Origin of the sequence: Paenarthrobacter sp. PPS72 (genome assembly GCF_048537125.1) — a bacterium.
GTDB classification, from domain to species: Bacteria; Actinomycetota; Actinomycetes; order Actinomycetales; family Micrococcaceae; genus Arthrobacter; species Arthrobacter nitroguajacolicus_E.
Window position 1 is genome coordinate 39,975 of record NZ_JBLYIE010000036.1, and the last position, 15,478, is coordinate 55,452.

Annotated in this window: 13 protein-coding genes; 8 read left to right on the forward strand and 5 right to left on the reverse strand. The window is 63.4% G+C overall.

What is annotated here, in order from left to right:
- Nucleotides 1-3: 3 nt before the first annotated feature.
- Together ACLRGI_RS15035 and pucL are read right to left on the reverse strand one after the other, a co-directional pair.
- Nucleotides 4-1,512, reverse strand: coding sequence for a nucleobase:cation symporter-2 family protein (locus ACLRGI_RS15035; protein WP_419202427.1), 1,509 nt, complete (start codon nucleotides 1,510-1,512; stop codon nucleotides 4-6).
- A gap of 174 nt (nucleotides 1,513-1,686) precedes the next feature.
- Nucleotides 1,687-2,601: a factor-independent urate hydroxylase gene (pucL, locus tag ACLRGI_RS15040; protein WP_419202428.1), complete on the reverse strand. Its 915-nt coding sequence runs from the start codon at nucleotides 2,599-2,601 to the stop codon at nucleotides 1,687-1,689.
- Nucleotides 2,602-2,971: 370 nt separating this feature from the next.
- Here pucL and ACLRGI_RS15045 point away from each other — a divergent pair, with 370 nt between their 5' ends.
- Together ACLRGI_RS15045 and ACLRGI_RS15050 are read left to right on the forward strand one after the other, a co-directional pair.
- Entirely contained in the window at nucleotides 2,972-3,148 is a 177-nt protein-coding gene (locus tag ACLRGI_RS15045; RefSeq protein ID WP_014922716.1) for a hypothetical protein, read from the forward strand.
- Between the two features lie 288 nt (nucleotides 3,149-3,436).
- Nucleotides 3,437-4,372 (forward strand): type IV toxin-antitoxin system AbiEi family antitoxin domain-containing protein, encoded by a 936-nt coding sequence (locus ACLRGI_RS15050; RefSeq protein ID WP_419202429.1) that lies wholly within the window; start codon nucleotides 3,437-3,439, stop codon nucleotides 4,370-4,372.
- Between the two features lie 84 nt (nucleotides 4,373-4,456).
- Here the strand turns inward: ACLRGI_RS15050 and ACLRGI_RS15055 are convergent, their stop codons facing one another.
- Nucleotides 4,457-5,803, reverse strand: a complete 1,347-nt coding sequence (locus tag ACLRGI_RS15055; protein ID WP_419202430.1) for an 8-oxoguanine deaminase — start codon at nucleotides 5,801-5,803, stop codon at nucleotides 4,457-4,459.
- Nucleotides 5,804-6,228: 425 nt separating this feature from the next.
- On the opposite strand from ACLRGI_RS15055, the gene ACLRGI_RS15060 reads away from it, so the two are divergent.
- From ACLRGI_RS15060 to ACLRGI_RS15080, 5 genes are all read left to right on the forward strand, one after another.
- Nucleotides 6,229-6,723 carry a nucleoside deaminase gene (locus ACLRGI_RS15060; protein ID WP_017200639.1) on the forward strand — a complete coding sequence of 165 codons (495 nt, stop codon included), beginning with the start codon at nucleotides 6,229-6,231 and terminating at the stop codon, nucleotides 6,721-6,723.
- 6 nt (nucleotides 6,724-6,729) lie between these two features.
- Nucleotides 6,730-8,313: an NCS2 family permease gene (locus tag ACLRGI_RS15065; RefSeq protein WP_419202431.1), complete on the forward strand. Its 1,584-nt coding sequence runs from the start codon at nucleotides 6,730-6,732 to the stop codon at nucleotides 8,311-8,313.
- 330 nt (nucleotides 8,314-8,643) lie between these two features.
- Nucleotides 8,644-9,906 (forward strand): XdhC family protein, encoded by a 1,263-nt coding sequence (locus tag ACLRGI_RS15070; RefSeq protein ID WP_419202432.1) that lies wholly within the window; start codon nucleotides 8,644-8,646, stop codon nucleotides 9,904-9,906.
- Nucleotides 9,897-10,835, forward strand: a complete 939-nt coding sequence (locus tag ACLRGI_RS15075; RefSeq protein WP_419202433.1) for an FAD binding domain-containing protein — start codon at nucleotides 9,897-9,899, stop codon at nucleotides 10,833-10,835. The genes ACLRGI_RS15070 and ACLRGI_RS15075 overlap by 10 nt, the downstream gene beginning before the upstream one ends.
- Nucleotides 10,825-13,728, forward strand: coding sequence for a molybdopterin-dependent oxidoreductase (locus ACLRGI_RS15080; RefSeq protein WP_419202434.1), 2,904 nt, complete (start codon nucleotides 10,825-10,827; stop codon nucleotides 13,726-13,728). The genes ACLRGI_RS15075 and ACLRGI_RS15080 overlap by 11 nt, the downstream gene beginning before the upstream one ends.
- Before the next feature lie 48 nt (nucleotides 13,729-13,776).
- On the opposite strand, the gene ACLRGI_RS15085 is transcribed toward ACLRGI_RS15080, so the two are convergent.
- Complete coding sequence (locus tag ACLRGI_RS15085) at nucleotides 13,777-14,244, reverse strand: GNAT family N-acetyltransferase (protein WP_419202435.1); 468 nt, start codon at nucleotides 14,242-14,244, stop codon at nucleotides 13,777-13,779.
- 20 nt (nucleotides 14,245-14,264) lie between these two features.
- On the reverse strand, nucleotides 14,265-14,903 hold the full coding sequence (gene nboR, locus ACLRGI_RS15090; RefSeq protein WP_419202436.1) for a nicotine blue oxidoreductase: 639 nt from the start codon (nucleotides 14,901-14,903) through the stop codon (nucleotides 14,265-14,267).
- A 161-nt stretch (nucleotides 14,904-15,064) separates the two neighbouring features.
- Between nboR and ACLRGI_RS15095 the strand changes: the two genes are divergently transcribed.
- On the forward strand, nucleotides 15,065-15,256 hold the full coding sequence (locus ACLRGI_RS15095; protein ID WP_044569301.1) for a YegP family protein: 192 nt from the start codon (nucleotides 15,065-15,067) through the stop codon (nucleotides 15,254-15,256).
- Nucleotides 15,257-15,478: the final 222 nt, after the last annotated feature.

Here is a 15,478-nt window from a genome sequence, read left to right on the forward strand (position 1 = left end):
GAGCTAGTGCTCTGACGCGCTGGAGGTCTTGAGCGGGACTTCCTTGCCGTCGGCGTCGATCAGTTTGCCGTTCTCGAACCTGTCGCCCTCGCTGAGGCACTTGATGTCCTCTTCGCTGACGATCCTGTCGGTGCCCGCAACGAACACCGACTGGTTGTCCGAGTTGCCGGCCTTGAAGTGGTTGAAGAGGATGTTCAGCAGGATGGCCATGACCGCTGCCGAGCTGATGCCGGAGTGGAAGATCGTGGCGAACCAGGACGGGAACTGGTCGTAGAACTTCGGGGCGGCGATCGGGATCATGCCGAAACCGATCGAGGCAGCCACGATGATCAGGTTCATGTTGTTCTTGTACTCGACCTTCGCCAGGGTGCGGATACCGCTGGCAGCTACCGTACCGAAGAGCACGACGCCGGCGCCGCCCAGGACGGGCGTCGGAACCGCTGCGACAACCCGGCCAAGGATCGGCAGGAGGCCGAGGACCACCAGGATGAGTCCGCCGGCGCTGACCACGAAGCGGCTCTTGATGCCCGTGATGGCCACGAGGCCAACGTTCTGGGCGAAGGCGCTCTGCGTAAAGGAGTTGAACAGCGGGGAGATGGCGCTGGAGAGCATGTCTGCGCGGAGGCCGTCGCCGATGCGGCGGGAGTCCACCTTGGTATCTACGATCTCGCCCACTGCGATGATGTCTGCCGAGGTTTCCGTCAGGGTCACCAGGATGACGATGAGCATGGAGATGATCGCGGCAATTTCAAAGGTGGGAGCACCGAAGGCGAACGGCGTGGGGAATGCGACAATGTCGCCCTGGCCAACCTTGGAGAAGTCAGCCATGCCGGCAATGAGCGCAATGATGGTGCCGATGACCATGGCCAGCAGGATTGAGAGCCTCGAAATGGCCGCGTTGCCAACCTTGCTCAGGAGCAGGACGACGCCCATGGTTGCTGCCGCGAGGCCGATGTTGGCCATGCTGCCGTAGTTCTCTGCCTTGGCGTTGCCGCCCATGGCCCAGTTTGCTGCCACCGGCATCAATGTCAGGCCGATGGTCGTGATCACGGTGCCTGTGACAACGGGTGGGAAGAACTTGATGATCTTGGAGAACAGGGGAGTGATCGCCAAGCCGATCAGCGAAGCCACAATGACCGAGCCGAACACCGCCTGGATCCCGCCGCCGCCTTGGACGATCGCCACCATGGTGGAAACGCCGGCGAACGAGACACCCTGGACCAATGGCAGCTGCGAGCCGAACCACGGGATACCCACGGTCTGCAGGATGGTGGCCAGTCCGCCAACGAACAAACAGGCGGCGATGAGGAGGCCGATATCCTGCGAGGACATGCCGGCGGCTGCACCGATGATCAGCGGAGGGGCAATGATTCCGCCGTACATGGTGAGGACGTGCTGGAAGCCGTAAGCGAAGGTGCTTCCAATGGAGAGCCGCTTGTCCTCGGGACGTTCCGGCTTGTGCGACTGCGAAGAGGTGGTATTCGCAGGACGGGATTTTTTCTTGATGTTCATGGCAGACTTTCTGGGTTCATGGCAGACGTCTTCGTCTGGCTAACTGTGTCTGGCTAACAAAATCTTGGGTTGTTGGGGTTGGGTTTGTGTGCAGGTCCGGCCTTTACGGGGCGCCGTCGGGGGGACCTGCACACAAACCCTTGGATGGTGCGGTGTTACTTGTTTAGTGCGGGTTTAGCAGAAGCCGGCGATGCCGCTCCAGGCAACGGGAGCAGCGGCGATGTCCTCGCGCTGGACCGTAGCTTCGATCAGGCCGTACGGGCGGTCAGCCGCGAAGAAGACCTCGTTGGGGTTGTCCAGGCCGAACGGGCTCAGGTCAACCAGGAAGTGGTGCTTGTTGGGCATGGAGAACTTGATCTCGTCCACTTCGCTGTGTGCTTCCAGGACCTTCTTGCCCATGTCGAACAGCGTCTGCTGCAGGGCGTGGGAGTAGTTCTCGGTGAAGCCTTCAAGCAGGAGGGCCTTGATGTCTTCGTAGCTCTTGTTGAAGTCGGTGCCGGCGAAGTCCAGGTTGGTGTTGTAGCGCCAGCGGGCGGATACGTCCGTGGCGAGGATGCGATCGGTGGTTTCCGGCAGGGTGGTGTACTTGTCGCGCGGGTAGCCGACAAAACCGGACTGCGTGGTCTTCAGGACGGTCAGGTCCTTGAGGCCGGAAATAAGGTGTGTGGTTGCGCCATCACGGACGACGACGGCGGTACGCACCTCTTGTCCGTTGCGGACGAAGCTGTGGTCGTGTCCCTCGCCGTGGGCCTGGATGCGATCCCAGCTGTAGGCCTCGGCTTCCCAGCGGCCGCCGGTGACCCAGTCGAATCCGCCGGTGAAGTGGTCCGCGAGGCGGAGCAGGAAGGACTCGGGTGAGCCGATGCCTTCACGGGCGAATGCGTAGACCGTGTTCTTCTGGGTGTCGGTGGCAACGACGTGGCCGTTGTCGCCCTGGAGGTGTGCGGCCTGGAAGTCGCCACGCAGCTGCGAGGTGACGTTCAGGTCTTCGATGTGGTGGCGGTCCGTATCCCGAGTGACTTTGACGACGCGGACTTCTGCTTTGCCGTACTGGTTTTCGCCGAGGACGATGTTGTTGCTCATGGTCATATCCCAACTTCTGTGAGGTGGAACCTAGGTTCCATCAATGAAATTAAGCGCGTGTTTCCACCGCGTTTCTGGTGGAGCCGACCCAACAAAAAAGAGCCGACATCCATTGATGCCAGCTCATTACGACCCTGCCTGCTGCTCTCAGGTTACGTGACCTGCGCCACGAACTCATTCGAGAGTAGCGCATGATTTCGGCCTGTGTATATGGGTTCCCAAGGATCGTTATGAACCAGCCAAATGTGACCGGGGCAACTTACTTGGCTCTGGCAGGGGCCTTGACGCCTTGCTTCACCCCTGCTTAGACTTTCCACATAACAATAAAAGTTTTCCGAAGAGCGGAAACTGATGGCATGAGAAAGAGGAGGAACAGATGGACTCGAAGGATACGAACAACGTCGTGGAATTCCCGGCGCCGGGTCAGGAGCTGTACCTGCCCTTCGGTGCAACAGATCCGGACTTCTACATTCCGGCCGACTGTGACCGCAAAGCCGGCGGGTTCTCCCGTTGGCTGCGCGCGCTCCCGGTGTTCGGCCGGCAGCGCCCCTAGATCCCCGGCGGCACCCTTTCCTCGCAAGCTCGGACAGGGCACCCTGCCGCCGTGGGCCCTTTACGGGGACGGACTCTGCGCAACAGAGCCAATGAGGCGGGTGATACCTGGGGAGGTATCACCCGCCTTTCCGCATGCCCTCACCTCCACCCCGCCGCCATTTCGATGCCTCGCTGCGCCTTAGACGGTAGGACTCGCCTAACCCGCAGCAAGCCGTCTATTCGGACTTTTCCACATAGGACTGAGCATGCCTGTCCCAAGTCGGTGGGTTCTAACGAGGCTTGGTCTATGACTAAAACTGCCCCCTCGGAGCTCCCTTCAGGGATCAACCTCTGGCGTACTTCCGAACTCAACGAGGCGGGATTCAACGCCCGCGCGATCGCCAGGATGGTGCAAAGCGGAGTCTTGGTGAGGCTCCGCAGAGGTTGCTACATCCGGGGCAGCACCTGGGCCGCGGAGAAATCCTGGGTGCGCAGCCGACAACTCATCGCCGCGCATGCCCATGGAACGCTTACGACGTCGGGTGGCGGCTTGGTCTACAGCCACACCTCCGCGGCCCGCCTCCACCGCTTGTTTTTGTGGGATGTCGACGACCTGGTGCACGTCACCCAGAAGACAACACCGTCGCCTGTTTCGCATGGTCGCGATGTAGTCGCCCACTCCGGAGTGTTCAATGAGGGCGACGTGACGTTCTTGGACGGACTTCCGTGTACAACCCTTGAGCGGACCGTCGTGGATTGTTGCCTGACCTTGAATTCCAGGCAAGCCTTGGTCTTGATGGACCATGCCCTTCGCATCGGCGCGGATTCTGCCCGCCTGGAGTCAATGTGTGATGCGCTCGCGCGGAGAGGTGGAGTGCTGACGTTGCGCCGAGCCCTGCGAAATGCGGACCCGCGTTCCGAGTCTCCCGGAGAGACCCTGACGCGCGAGCTGCTCCAGCGTCTCCGGATTGAACCGCCCGAACTCCAAGTGGAAGTCCGCACGGTTGAAGGCAGGCACCGTCTCGACTTCGCGTGGCGCAACAAGAAGGTGGCCATGGAGTTCGACGGGCGCACAAAGTACTTCGATTACGCGCCCACGGACGAGGTGATCTACAAGGAGAGGCAACGCGAAAAAGCCCTGACGGAGCTCGGCTGGACCTTCATTCGCATCAAATGGCGGGATCTTTTTCAGGAGCACGAGTTCAAGATGCGCGTGCTTCGGGCTCTCCGCGCAGCCGAATAGACGGCTCACTGCGCATTAGACGACTCCTGCCGTCTATTGCGCAGGGAACCGTCGAAACGGGCCACAACCCGAGAAATCGAAAACCTACCCCGCAACCAACTTCCGCGCCGCCGCCGAGTGCTCGGCGATCAGCCCTGCCACATCAAGCCCGGGGATCGCGCCGTCCACCACGCGCCAGGAACCCCCCACCATCACCCGATCCGCCCGGTCGGCGCCACAGAGCAGCAGGGCGGCCACGGGATCGTGGCTGCCTGAAAACCGCAGCTCGTCCGGCTTGAACAAGGCCAGGTCCGCCTGAAGTCCGGGCGCCAACTGGCCAATATCGGACCGTCCCAAAACTGCGGCGGATCCGCGGGTGGCCCAGCCCAGTGCACGTTCCACGGGGACCGAGGCGCCGTAGCGGAGGCGCTGCAAATACAGGGCCTGCCGTGCCTCGAGGATCATGTTGGAGGCATCGTTCGACGCCGAACCATCCACTCCCAGCCCCACGGGAACCCCGGCTGCCTCGAGTTCCAGGACGCGCGCGGTGCCGGAGGCGAGGCGCATGTTCGACGTCGGGCAGTGGGCCACCGCTGTTCCTGCAGCTCCCAGCCGCGCAATCTCCTCGTCGTTAAAGTGGATGCCGTGTCCAAGCCAAGTGCGGGACCCCAGCCAGCCCACGGATTCCAAATAGTCCACGGTCCGCAGCCCAAACATGGACCGGCAGAAATCTTCCTCATCGATCGTCTCAGCGAGGTGCGTGTGCAGCCGGACATCGAACCGCTCAGCCATGGCCGCAGATTCGGCCATGATCTCCTTGGTCACCGAGAAGGGCGAACACGGGGCCAGCGCGATCTGCACAACAGCCCCGTCACCGGTCTCGTGATACTGCCGGATCAGCCGTTCGCTGTCCGCAAGGATCGCCTCAGGTGACTGGACCGTGGTCCTGGGCGGCAGCCCGCCGTCGTCCTCTCCCAAGGTCATGGATCCGCGGGTCAGCGTGGCGCGCATCCCCATGGCGCGGACTGCGGCCACCTCAATGTCAATGGCGTCTTCCATGCCGTCGGGGAAGAGGTAGTGGTGGTCGGCCGCGGTGGTGCAGCCGGAGAGCAGCAGCTCAGCCAGTGCAACCTGCACGGCGAGCTCCAGGCTGCGCGGGGTCAGCCTGGCCCACACGGGGTAGAGGTTCTGCAGCCAGGGGAACAGCGGCGCGTTGGCCACGGGACCCCAGGCGCGGGTGAGGGTCTGGTAGAAGTGGTGGTGGGTGTTGATGAGCCCGGGCAGGACCACGTGCGCGGAAGCATCAAAGACGGTGCAGGGCGTGGAGGGCTGCCCGCCCGAGGGCACCAGCTCAATGATGGTGCCGGAGTCGGAAACCACCAGTCCGCCGCCGGCGTCGAGGTCGTTTGCGGTGAAGATACCCAGCGGGTTCTTGATCCAAAGAGGGGTCATTGCAGGTTCCTTGTCTGGTCGGCGTGTGCGCGTTCCAGCTCAGTTAGGCCCTGTCTGCTGATCCAGGTTGCGGGTCCGCCAGAGAGCGGCCCGGTCTCTACAGCGTAAAATGGACGACGGCGGCCGTCAACGCCTGCGGGGGCGGCCGGCAGTCACATTCGGGTGCCAAAACCGTGACTGGCCCGCCCTCAAAGTAATTTCGCATGACGAAATTAAATTTTCAAAAAACTATGGCGCGGCTCACAAACCTGGTGCTACGCTCTAACTGCCAAAGGCGGGCACCCGGACCTCGGGAAGCTATCTACCAGGCGCAACTTAACCTTCATCGCACATGCTGAAGCCTGGTAACCAAGCTAACTGGAGCTCCTCTCTGTAGCGCCCCCAAACAGGTCACCTGGCTTCCTCAGCACTAAGGAAGTCGCAACATGAGTACAACCGTCACGGCCGAGCAATTCCTGGCCACATCCATTGAGCTGGCCACAGCCAATGTCCTCAACAGTGGAGGCCCCTTCGGCGCCGTCATTGTCACCGCGGACGGACGAGCCTTCGAAGGCGTCAACCGCGTTACCGCCACGAACGATCCCACCGCACACGCAGAAGTCACGGCCATCCGTAACGCCTGCCGCGAACTGGGAACCTTCGATCTCAGCGGAGCAACCCTCTACACCAGCTGCGAGCCGTGCCCCATGTGCCTGGCCTCAGCACTCTGGGCACGCGTGGACCGCGTGTTCTTTGCCGCAGACCGCCACGACGCCGCATCCGTGGGCTTCGATGACGCTGTCTTCTACGAGTACTTCGAGAACGACAACCGGGACGCGCTGATGCCGGTAGCCAAGCTGGAACTGGGCGACCCCCAGGCTCCGGCGGCCCTCCAGCCGTTCAACACATGGAACACGCTTGATTCCAGGATTGACTACTAGGGCCCGGTGGCTGACATGACAATCCTGGATCCCGCAGAAATGCAGACAGCAGCTGAAAAGCAGGCTGCGCTCCTCCCCAACGGGGGCAAAGGCGCAGGGCCCACAGCAGCAAAGCACACGGCAACCGGCCTGGCTGATGGCAACAAGAAGCCCCCGGTGTCGAACTCCTTTCTGGATAAGTTTTTCCAGATCTCCAAGCGTGGCTCCACGCTGGCCCGCGAATTCCGCGGCGGCCTGGTCACCTTCTTCACCATGGCGTACATCGTCATCCTGAACCCGCTGATCCTGGGCGGTTTCTCGGCGGAAAACGCCCCTACCGACGTCGCAGGCGGCTGGCTCTCAGCTGCACAGGTTGGCGCCGTCACCGGCCTGACCGCCGGCGTCATGACCATCATTTTTGGCCTCGTCGCCAACCTGCCCTTCGGCCTCGCAGCCGGCCTGGGCATCAACTCGTTCCTCGCCGTCGCGGTCATCCAGGAAGTCACATGGCCTGAAGCCATGGGCCTGGTGGTCATCAACGGCATCCTGATCGTAATCTTCGGTGCCACCGGCGCCCGGACGGCAATCTTCAAGGCAGTCCCCAAGGAGCTCAAGGCCGCCATCACCGTTGGCATCGGCCTGTTCATCGCCTTCATCGGCTTCGTGGATTCCGGGTTCGTCCGGGCAACCACGGGCGGCCCACCGGTCCAGCTCGGCGATAACGGCTCCATCACCTCCATCCCCACTCTTGTCTTCATCATTGGACTGCTGACCATGGGCATCCTCGTGGCACGCAAGATTCAGGGCGGCCTGCTCATCGGCATCGTCGCCACCACTGTCCTCGCCGCCGTTGCCGAGGCCGTGTTCCGCATCGGTCCCGGCAGCGCCGAGAACCCCGGCGGCTGGCACCTCAACGTGCCCATCCTGTCGAGCCAGCTGGTGTCCGTCCCGGACTTGAGCCTGGTGGGCCAGTTTGATCTCTTCGGCTCCTTCGCCAGGATCGGCGGGTTGGCGGCCACCATGTTGGTCTTCACCTTGGTGTTCACCAACTTCTTCGACGCCATGGGCACCATGACGGGCCTGGCCAAGAGCGCTGGCGTGGCACATAAGGACGGAACGTTCCCCAAGCTGAAGTCAGCCTTCATTGTTGAAGGCATGGGCGCAGTGGTGGGCGGCGCAACGTCGGGTTCGTCCAATACCGTGTACATCGACTCGGCTGCGGGCATCGGCGAAGGCGCACGGACCGGCTTGGCCTCGGTGGTTACCGGCCTGCTGTTCCTGGGCTCCATGTTCTTCACGCCGCTCACGTCGGTGGTGCCGTTGGAAGTTGCAGCGGCAGCCCTGGTGGTGGTGGGTGCGATGATGATGGCGCAGATCCGCGAGATCAAGTTCACCAAGTTCTCCATCGCCCTCCCGGCGTTCCTGACCATCGTGACCATGCCACTGACCTACTCCATCGCCAACGGCATCGGCGTCGGATTCATCTCCTTCGCGGTGATCAGCGCGGCGTCGGGCAAGGCCAAGAAGGTTCACCCGCTCATGTGGGTGGTCACGGCCGGCTTCATCATCTACTTCGCCCGCGGCCCCATCAACGCGCTGATGGGCGTCTAGCCCGGAGCCGCACCCCGCGCCGGCGGGCATCATTCCGGCACTCCGATCGGCGGTCCGCCGGTACCCACCGCACGAATAGGCGCCCGCCGTCGTCGTCCCTATATAACAGGCACGACGGCGGGCGGCGGCCCTGATGATTCAGGAACGGGCACCGGTGCTCCGTCAGGGAACGGGGGCAGGGAGATGAAGCCCTTGCCCCCGTTCCTATGAACCCGCACTTTTACTGATTAATCGCGACTACCTCCTCTGGAAATGAGAATATGAGGCAAGATCGCGCACTGCTCCGGCCGGGCCATCCGGCCGGGACACCTGGAATAAGGATGTGTTGCCATGCTGGATCTGATGCCTTCACTGGGCAGCTGGCGGCCTGCGGTCTCCGGCCAATTGTGTGCTGTGGCCACGATCGTGGGGACCGGCGGCTCCGTGCCCCGGCCCATGGGAACCTCAATGCTGGTCTCTGAAAACGGCGAAATCCTGGGAAGTTTGTCCGGCGGTTGCGTGGAAGGTGCCGTGGTGGAAGCGGCGTTGGAAGCAATGCGCGACGGCGGCCCTCGCCTTGAGTCGTTCGGCTACAGTTCCGAGGACGCGTTCGCCGTCGGCCTTACCTGTGGTGGGGAACTGGAAGTCCATATCCAGCCGCTCCGGGCAGGATCGCCTGAACTTTCTGTTTTTGCCCAAACCCGGCGTCCTGCAGCCCTGATCCGCCGGCTCGATGCCCAAGGCGGTGTCATGGTGGTGGACGATCCTGTGCGGTTCCGGGCCATGGAGTCCCAGGAACTGGCCAAACTGTTGGGCGACCACCCCTCCACACTTTTCGCCGCCGCTGCCCAGGTGGAGCCGCTGCTCCAGGGTGGCCGTGCCGGCTTGGTCCGTCTGGCACCGCCGGAAGGCTGCATTGATGGCTGGGTCACCACGGAGAGGTTGGCCAGGCCCCCACAGGAGGAAACTCAACCGGAGCCGATCACCCTGCTGGTGGAAAGCCGCTTGCCCGCAGCCCGGATGCTGATCTTCGGCGCCAATGACTTCGGCGCAGCACTGCTACCTGCCGGGCAGCTCCTCGGCTACAACGTCACGCTGTGCGACGCGCGGCCTGCCTTCGCAAAGCAGGCGCGGTTCGCAGGAGCAGACCAAGTGGTCACCGAGTGGCCGCATCGCTACCTTGAACGGGAGTCAGCCGCAGGGCGCATCGACGCCCGAACGGTGGTCTGCATCCTGACCCACGATCCCAAGTTCGACGTCCCCCTGCTTGAGAGCGCCCTCCGGCTTAACCTGGCATATGTCGGTGCGATGGGTTCCCGTCGCAGCCACCGCCAACGGATCGACGCTTTGCTCGAGGCCGGCACACCACCGGAGTCCCTGGAGCGGCTGCATTCGCCCATCGGACTTAACCTTGGTGCTGTTACACCTGCCGAAGTTGCGGTTTCCATCACCGCCGAAATCATCGCTGAGCGCGGTGCGGGCCGGAAGACGTCCGAGGCACCCGGTTTCCCTTCCCTCAAGGACAGCACCGGACCAATTCACCCGGCACCGACTCACACCGCACCGACTCACACCGCCCCTCAACACCTCACTCAGGAGGACCCATGGACATGAACACCATCGAGGCCGTGGTCCCCACCACGGACCCGGCACAATGGCGCGACGGCGATGCCTGGCTCGCCGGGGGCACTGTCCTTTTCTCCTATGGCAGCACTGTTTTGAAGCGGCTCCTTGACCTGGGGCAGGCAGAGTGGCCCGCGATCACGGTCACCGATGCGGGAATCGAACTGGCCGCCACCTGCACCGTCGCCGAGCTTTACGCACTGCCACGGTCTGCGGAGACAGCCAACCGCGAATGGCCTGGACTGGCGCTGATCCGCCCGTGCTGCGAGTCGTTTGTGGCCTCGTTCAAAATTTGGAACATGTCCACGGTGGGCGGCAATATCTGCACAGGCTTGCCGGCGGGGCCTATGACCTCGCTCTGCGCTGGACTCGACGGCGTAGCCACTATCCTGAGCCCGGACGGCAGCAGCCGGGCGGTGCCCGTGGCCGAGGTCGTCACAGGCGATATGCAGACGGTCCTGGCGCCGGGGGAGTTGCTCCGCAGCATCAGTCTTTCCGCATCAGCGCTGTCCGCCCGCGTCGCTTTCCGACGCTTGTCCCTGAGCAACCTTGGCCGCTCCGGCGTGCTGCTGATCGGCCGACTCGACCCCGACGGCGGCCTGGTCATCACCGTGACCGCGTCCACCAAAAGGCCGGTACAGCTAAGGTTCGCCGCCGGGCAGGTTCCCGACGCCGGGACCTTGGCTGACGCCGTCGGCGATTCCATTCCGTGGCCGCTGTACCACGATGACATCCACGGGCTGCCTGCGTGGCGGCGTGACATGACGTTCAAGCTGGCCGAGGAGATCCGGGCCGAGCTGCTGGGCGAATCGATGACCGTGTCCGGCGATTTCTGGCCGCCACACGCCACCTCACCCCAGCCCTCCACCCAGCCAGCCGTACCAAGCATCCAGCAGAAGGAGGCCCGCAATGGCAATTGAGATCAATGGTTCTGCCTCGCAGGCCACGCCCCGCCCCGGGCAATGCCTCCGCACTTTCCTCCGCGAGGAAGGAAATTTCGGAGTCAAGAAGGGCTGCGACGGCGGCGACTGCGGTGCCTGTACCGTGCACGTCGACGGAAAGCCGGTCCACAGCTGCATCTACCCGGCAGTCCGAGCAGAGGGCAAAGCAGTCACCACTATCGAGGGCCTCGCCTCCGAAGAGGGGCTGCACCCTGTGCAGGAGCAGTTCCTCGAGGCCCAGGGTTTCCAGTGCGGCTTCTGCACAGCCGGAATGATGATGACCGCCGCAACGTTCGACGACGAGCAACGCGCCAACCTGCCCCGCAACCTCAAGGGCAACCTGTGCCGCTGCACCGGTTACCGCTCCATCGCGGACGCGGTCTGCGGTCACGGCGGCGGTTCCGGTGAGGCGCACGGAGGCGACCACCAGCACGACGCCGGAGCTGACGTTTCGGGGGCGCAAGTAGTTCCGGGGGCGCAAGCAGTTCAGGGGGCGCAGTCAATTCAGGGGGCGCAGTCAGTACGGGGGACGCAGACGCCCGCCGCCGTTCCAGCCACGCCAGGCCAGCTCGGGGACAACGTTCCCGCTCCCGCCGGGCAGGCCGTGGTGACCGGAACCGCACGCTACAGCCTGGACGTTCCCGCCGGCGAACTCCCCGGAATGCTGCACATGAAGCTCCTGCGATCGCCGTACCCGCATGCCCGGATTGTGTCCATCGGCAAGGCCCCGGCCCTGGCTGTTCCCGGCGTCGTTGCGGTGTTTACGCACGAGGACGCGCCGCAGCTGCTGTTTTCCACGGCCCAGCACGAGAATTACACCGACGATCCGGACGATACCCGCGTGCTGGACAACGTGGTGCGCTTCATCGGTCAGCGCGTTGCGGCGGTAGTCGCTGAATCCGTGGGTGCAGCCGAGGCCGGTGCCCGGGCACTGGAAGTGAAGTACGAGCTCCTGGAACCGGTGTTCACGCCGCAGGAGGCCATCCTGCCCGGTGCCCCGGCGATTCACGGGGAAAAGGACGGAGTCTTCTCCCGCATTTCCCGGCCGCATCACAACGTGGTGGCAGAGGTTCACGCGGAACTGGGCAGTGTTGCCGACGGTTTCGCGGCTGCCGATTTCATCCACGAGCACACGTACCAAACCCAACGCGTGCAGCACGTGGCCATGGAAACGCATGCCGCCATCGCTTGGCTGGATGGGGACGGCCGCTTGATGATCCGTTCCTCCACGCAGGTTCCTTTCCTGGTGAAGCGGACGTTGAGCCGGGTGTTCAACCTTGCGCCCGAGACCATTCGCGTGGTGGCCGGCAGGGTCGGCGGCGGATTCGGCGGCAAGCAGGAAGTCCTGACAGAGGATCTTGTGGCTCTCGCCGCTTTGGCGCTGCGCAGGCCCGTGCAGTTGGAGTTCACCCGTACGGAGCAGTTCACGGCCACCACCACCCGGCATCCCTTCACCATTCACCTGAAGGCGGGTGCCAGCCGCGATGGTTCGCTCACTGCCCTGCAATTGAATGTCCTCACCAATACCGGCGCTTACGGAAACCACGCTCCCGGCGTGATGTTCCACGGCTGCGGTGAGTCGCTGGCCGTCTACAAGTGCGTGAACAAGAAAGTGGATGCCCACGCCGTCTACACCAATACCGTTCCCGCGGGCGCTTTCCGCGGGTATGGGCTGAGCCAGATGATCTTCGCGATTGAGTCGGCCATTGATGAGCTGGCCATCGGGATCGGCATGGATCCGCTCGAGTTCCGGCTCAAGAACATGGTCCGGCCCGGCGATCACATGCTCTCTACAACGCCCGAGCCTGAAGAGGACGTCCATTACGGAAGCTATGGGCTGGATCAGTGTGTTTCCTTGGTTCGGGATGCCTTGGATCGTGGCAAGGAGCGCTACCGGGCGGCAGGGCTGGATGACCTCGGACCGGATTGGGTGGTGGGGGAGGGCTCGGCCCTGTCCATGATCGACACCGTCCCGCCGCGCGGCCACTTCGCCCACACCCGGGTGAGTTTGGAAGCGAACGGAAGGTTCGCCGTCGACGTCGGTACTGCCGAGTTCGGGAACGGCACCACAACTGTGCACGCGCAATTGGCTGCCACGGCACTGGCAACCACCGCGTCCAAGGTGACCGTGCGTCAGTCCGATACGGACCTCCTTGAGCACGATACCGGCGCGTTCGGTTCGGCCGGAACCGTGGTGGCCGGCAAGGCGACACTCGGCGCGGCGCTGGAACTCGCTACCCGGATCCAGACTGTTGCCGCGTCCCTGACCGGTGTAGCCTTGACCGATTGCCGCTTGGTGGACGGAGCGGTTGACTGCGGCGAGCGTACGGTGCCGCTGACGGAAATCGCCGACGCCGCCCGGCTGCAAGGCGTTCGACTCGCCACGGACGGTAACTGGGGAGGGACGCCGCGGTCGGTGGCATTCAACGTCCACGGCTTCAGGGTTGCCGTTAATACGGGAACCGGTGAGTTGCGGATCCTGCAGAGTGTTCAGGCTGCGGACGCCGGCGTGGTGGTGAACCCGAGGCAGTGCCGCGGGCAGATTGAGGGCGGCATTGCGCAGGCCCTCGGCGCGGTGCTCTACGAGGAAGTGAAAGTGGACGACGCCGGTCGGGTCACCACGGACATCCTGCGGCAGTACCACATTCCGTCATTCGCGGACGTGCCCCGGAGCGAGGTCTACTTCGCCACCACCAACGACTCCACCGGTCCGCTCGGTGCGAAGTCCATGAGCGAGAGCCCGTTCAATCCGGTGGCTCCCGCCTTGGCCAACGCGATCCGTAACGCAACCGGGATCCGTTTCGGCGAGCTGCCCATCGCGCGGGACAAGATTTACCTGGCCGTCCGCGACCGCACCCTGATCCCCAACTGAGTCGCATTAGTGGTTGTTCCCAGCCCTGGGAACAACCACTAATGCCAGCTACTTGGGGGCGACCGCGAGCTCCATGAACACACTGTTCGGGTCCAGGGCGTAATCCCCGAACGGCGGGCACTCCGTGAAACCGTGCCGTGCGTACAGCCGACGGGCGGGAGCGAAGTACTCCTCTGTTCCCGTCTCCAGGCTCACACGTTCGCAACCCAGCCGGGCGGCTTCGGCCATGATGTGCTCCAGCATTCGGGTGGCCACTCCACGTCCGCGTGCAGCGGAAGCAGTGCGCATTGATTTGATCTCGGCATGCCCGGGGGACAACGTCTTCAGCGCTCCACAGCCCAGCAAGGCGCCATCCTCGCGGGCGGTCCAGAACGTGATCGACTCGTGCGTCAATGCCGAGTGGTCCAGTGCATGAACGCTTTCCGCCGGGGACGTGGCGAACATGTCGGCCAGGTGCTCGCTGAGGAGTTGGTGGACATCGGGGCGTGCGGGATCGTCAGTTGCGATGCGGATCATGTCCCTAATTTACCCGCCCGCTAACCGTCCAAAAGGTGGAGCTGCGCCTTGGTGTCCAGGTCCTCACCGGAGCAGAGGTCGCTGCAGTCCACCAAGTCCACCAGCCCTGGATGGGCCTTGAGGAACGAACGGGCACCCGTGTCGCCGTTAGCGGCCGCGGCTGCTTCGGCACGGAGTCCGACGTCGAAAATCACCGGGTGCCGACGCTTCAGATGTCCGGACTCATCAGGGTAGGCAGCTGCGGTGACCCGGCCGGAACGGTGGCTGCCCAGCAACCTGCTCACCGCCGTCGGGGTCAAGCCGGGCTGGTCCACCAGTGCCACCATGATGCTGTTGCCTTCCGTGGCGGCGTCAATGCCGGCGCGGAAGGAACCGGCCATTCCCTTGGCCCAATTTTCGTTCTCCACCACCACATGGGTGCCCAAGTCGGTGCTCCGCCGGACATGATCGGCTTCGGCGCCGAGCACCACCACAACCTCGCGGCAACCGCCGTCGAACAGGGTATCGGCGAGTACTTCCACCAAGGTCCTGCCGCGGAACGGGAGCAGCGCCTTGGGTCCGCGACCCAGCCGCGTTCCTGCGCCAGCAGCGAGGAGCACGCCCGTGGTGGGGGCCGTGCCGGTGTCAGTCATATCCTCACGATACGCGCGGGGCTGCATGCGGTCTCTACCTCCTGTGGTTCTTTCCAAGAGATCTACCAATATCGGTTGTAAATTACCGCTGAGTAGGGCTTTTGGTGGTCTGAAATGGCCGATATGGTCGATGAGGGAGTTATGAAGTCAGCTCGGATACGCAACGTGGCGTGAAAGAACAGGGGAAAATGGCTGGCAGTTTTGAAATTCTCAAGGCAGGAACCAACTCATTTCGGTTCCGGCTCACCGCGGAGGATGGAACGGTTGTGGCAGTGTCGCCGCAGTTCCCCAACCTGAAAGCGGTAGTGGCTGGTATCAACGCAGTTCGCGAGAATGCGGCAACCGGCTTCGTGGTCGATAGAAGGAACCTGGGCACCTAAGTCCGGTTCAACGAAACCCGCTAAACAGCAATTGGCGGCAGCGTTCTTCACGAACGCTGCCGCCATTTTTGTTGATGCGGGCTGTTTAGGCGTCGCCGCCTGCTCCGCCGGTGGTGCCGGCGTTCACGTCCAGCAGTTTGTAGCGGTCAATAGCGTACGACGGCGCGCCCTCCTCGACTTCGCCCCGCGCCGCCAGCAACTGGAGGGTTTTGGCGACGATGG

What these genes read in the sequence shown, in the direction of transcription:
- pucL (WP_419202428.1), bottom strand. Translation starts at nt 2,601, where the DNA reads ATGACCATGAGCAACAACATCGTCCTCGGCGAAAACCAGTACGGCAAA.
- ACLRGI_RS15080 (WP_419202434.1), top strand. Translation starts at nt 10,825, where the DNA reads ATGGCAATTGAGATCAATGGTTCTGCCTCGCAGGCCACGCCCCGCCCC.
- ACLRGI_RS15055 (WP_419202430.1), bottom strand. Translation starts at nt 5,803, where the DNA reads ATGACCCCTCTTTGGATCAAGAACCCGCTGGGTATCTTCACCGCAAAC.
- ACLRGI_RS15035 (WP_419202427.1), bottom strand. Translation starts at nt 1,512, where the DNA reads ATGAACATCAAGAAAAAATCCCGTCCTGCGAATACCACCTCTTCGCAG.
- ACLRGI_RS15085 (WP_419202435.1), bottom strand. Translation starts at nt 14,244, where the DNA reads ATGATCCGCATCGCAACTGACGATCCCGCACGCCCCGATGTCCACCAA.
- ACLRGI_RS15095 (WP_044569301.1), top strand. Translation starts at nt 15,065, where the DNA reads ATGGCTGGCAGTTTTGAAATTCTCAAGGCAGGAACCAACTCATTTCGG.
- ACLRGI_RS15070 (WP_419202432.1), top strand. Translation starts at nt 8,644, where the DNA reads ATGCTGGATCTGATGCCTTCACTGGGCAGCTGGCGGCCTGCGGTCTCC.
- ACLRGI_RS15075 (WP_419202433.1), top strand. Translation starts at nt 9,897, where the DNA reads ATGGACATGAACACCATCGAGGCCGTGGTCCCCACCACGGACCCGGCA.
- ACLRGI_RS15050 (WP_419202429.1), top strand. Translation starts at nt 3,437, where the DNA reads ATGACTAAAACTGCCCCCTCGGAGCTCCCTTCAGGGATCAACCTCTGG.
- ACLRGI_RS15045 (WP_014922716.1), top strand. Translation starts at nt 2,972, where the DNA reads ATGGACTCGAAGGATACGAACAACGTCGTGGAATTCCCGGCGCCGGGT.
- ACLRGI_RS15060 (WP_017200639.1), top strand. Translation starts at nt 6,229, where the DNA reads ATGAGTACAACCGTCACGGCCGAGCAATTCCTGGCCACATCCATTGAG.
- nboR (WP_419202436.1), bottom strand. Translation starts at nt 14,903, where the DNA reads ATGCAGCCCCGCGCGTATCGTGAGGATATGACTGACACCGGCACGGCC.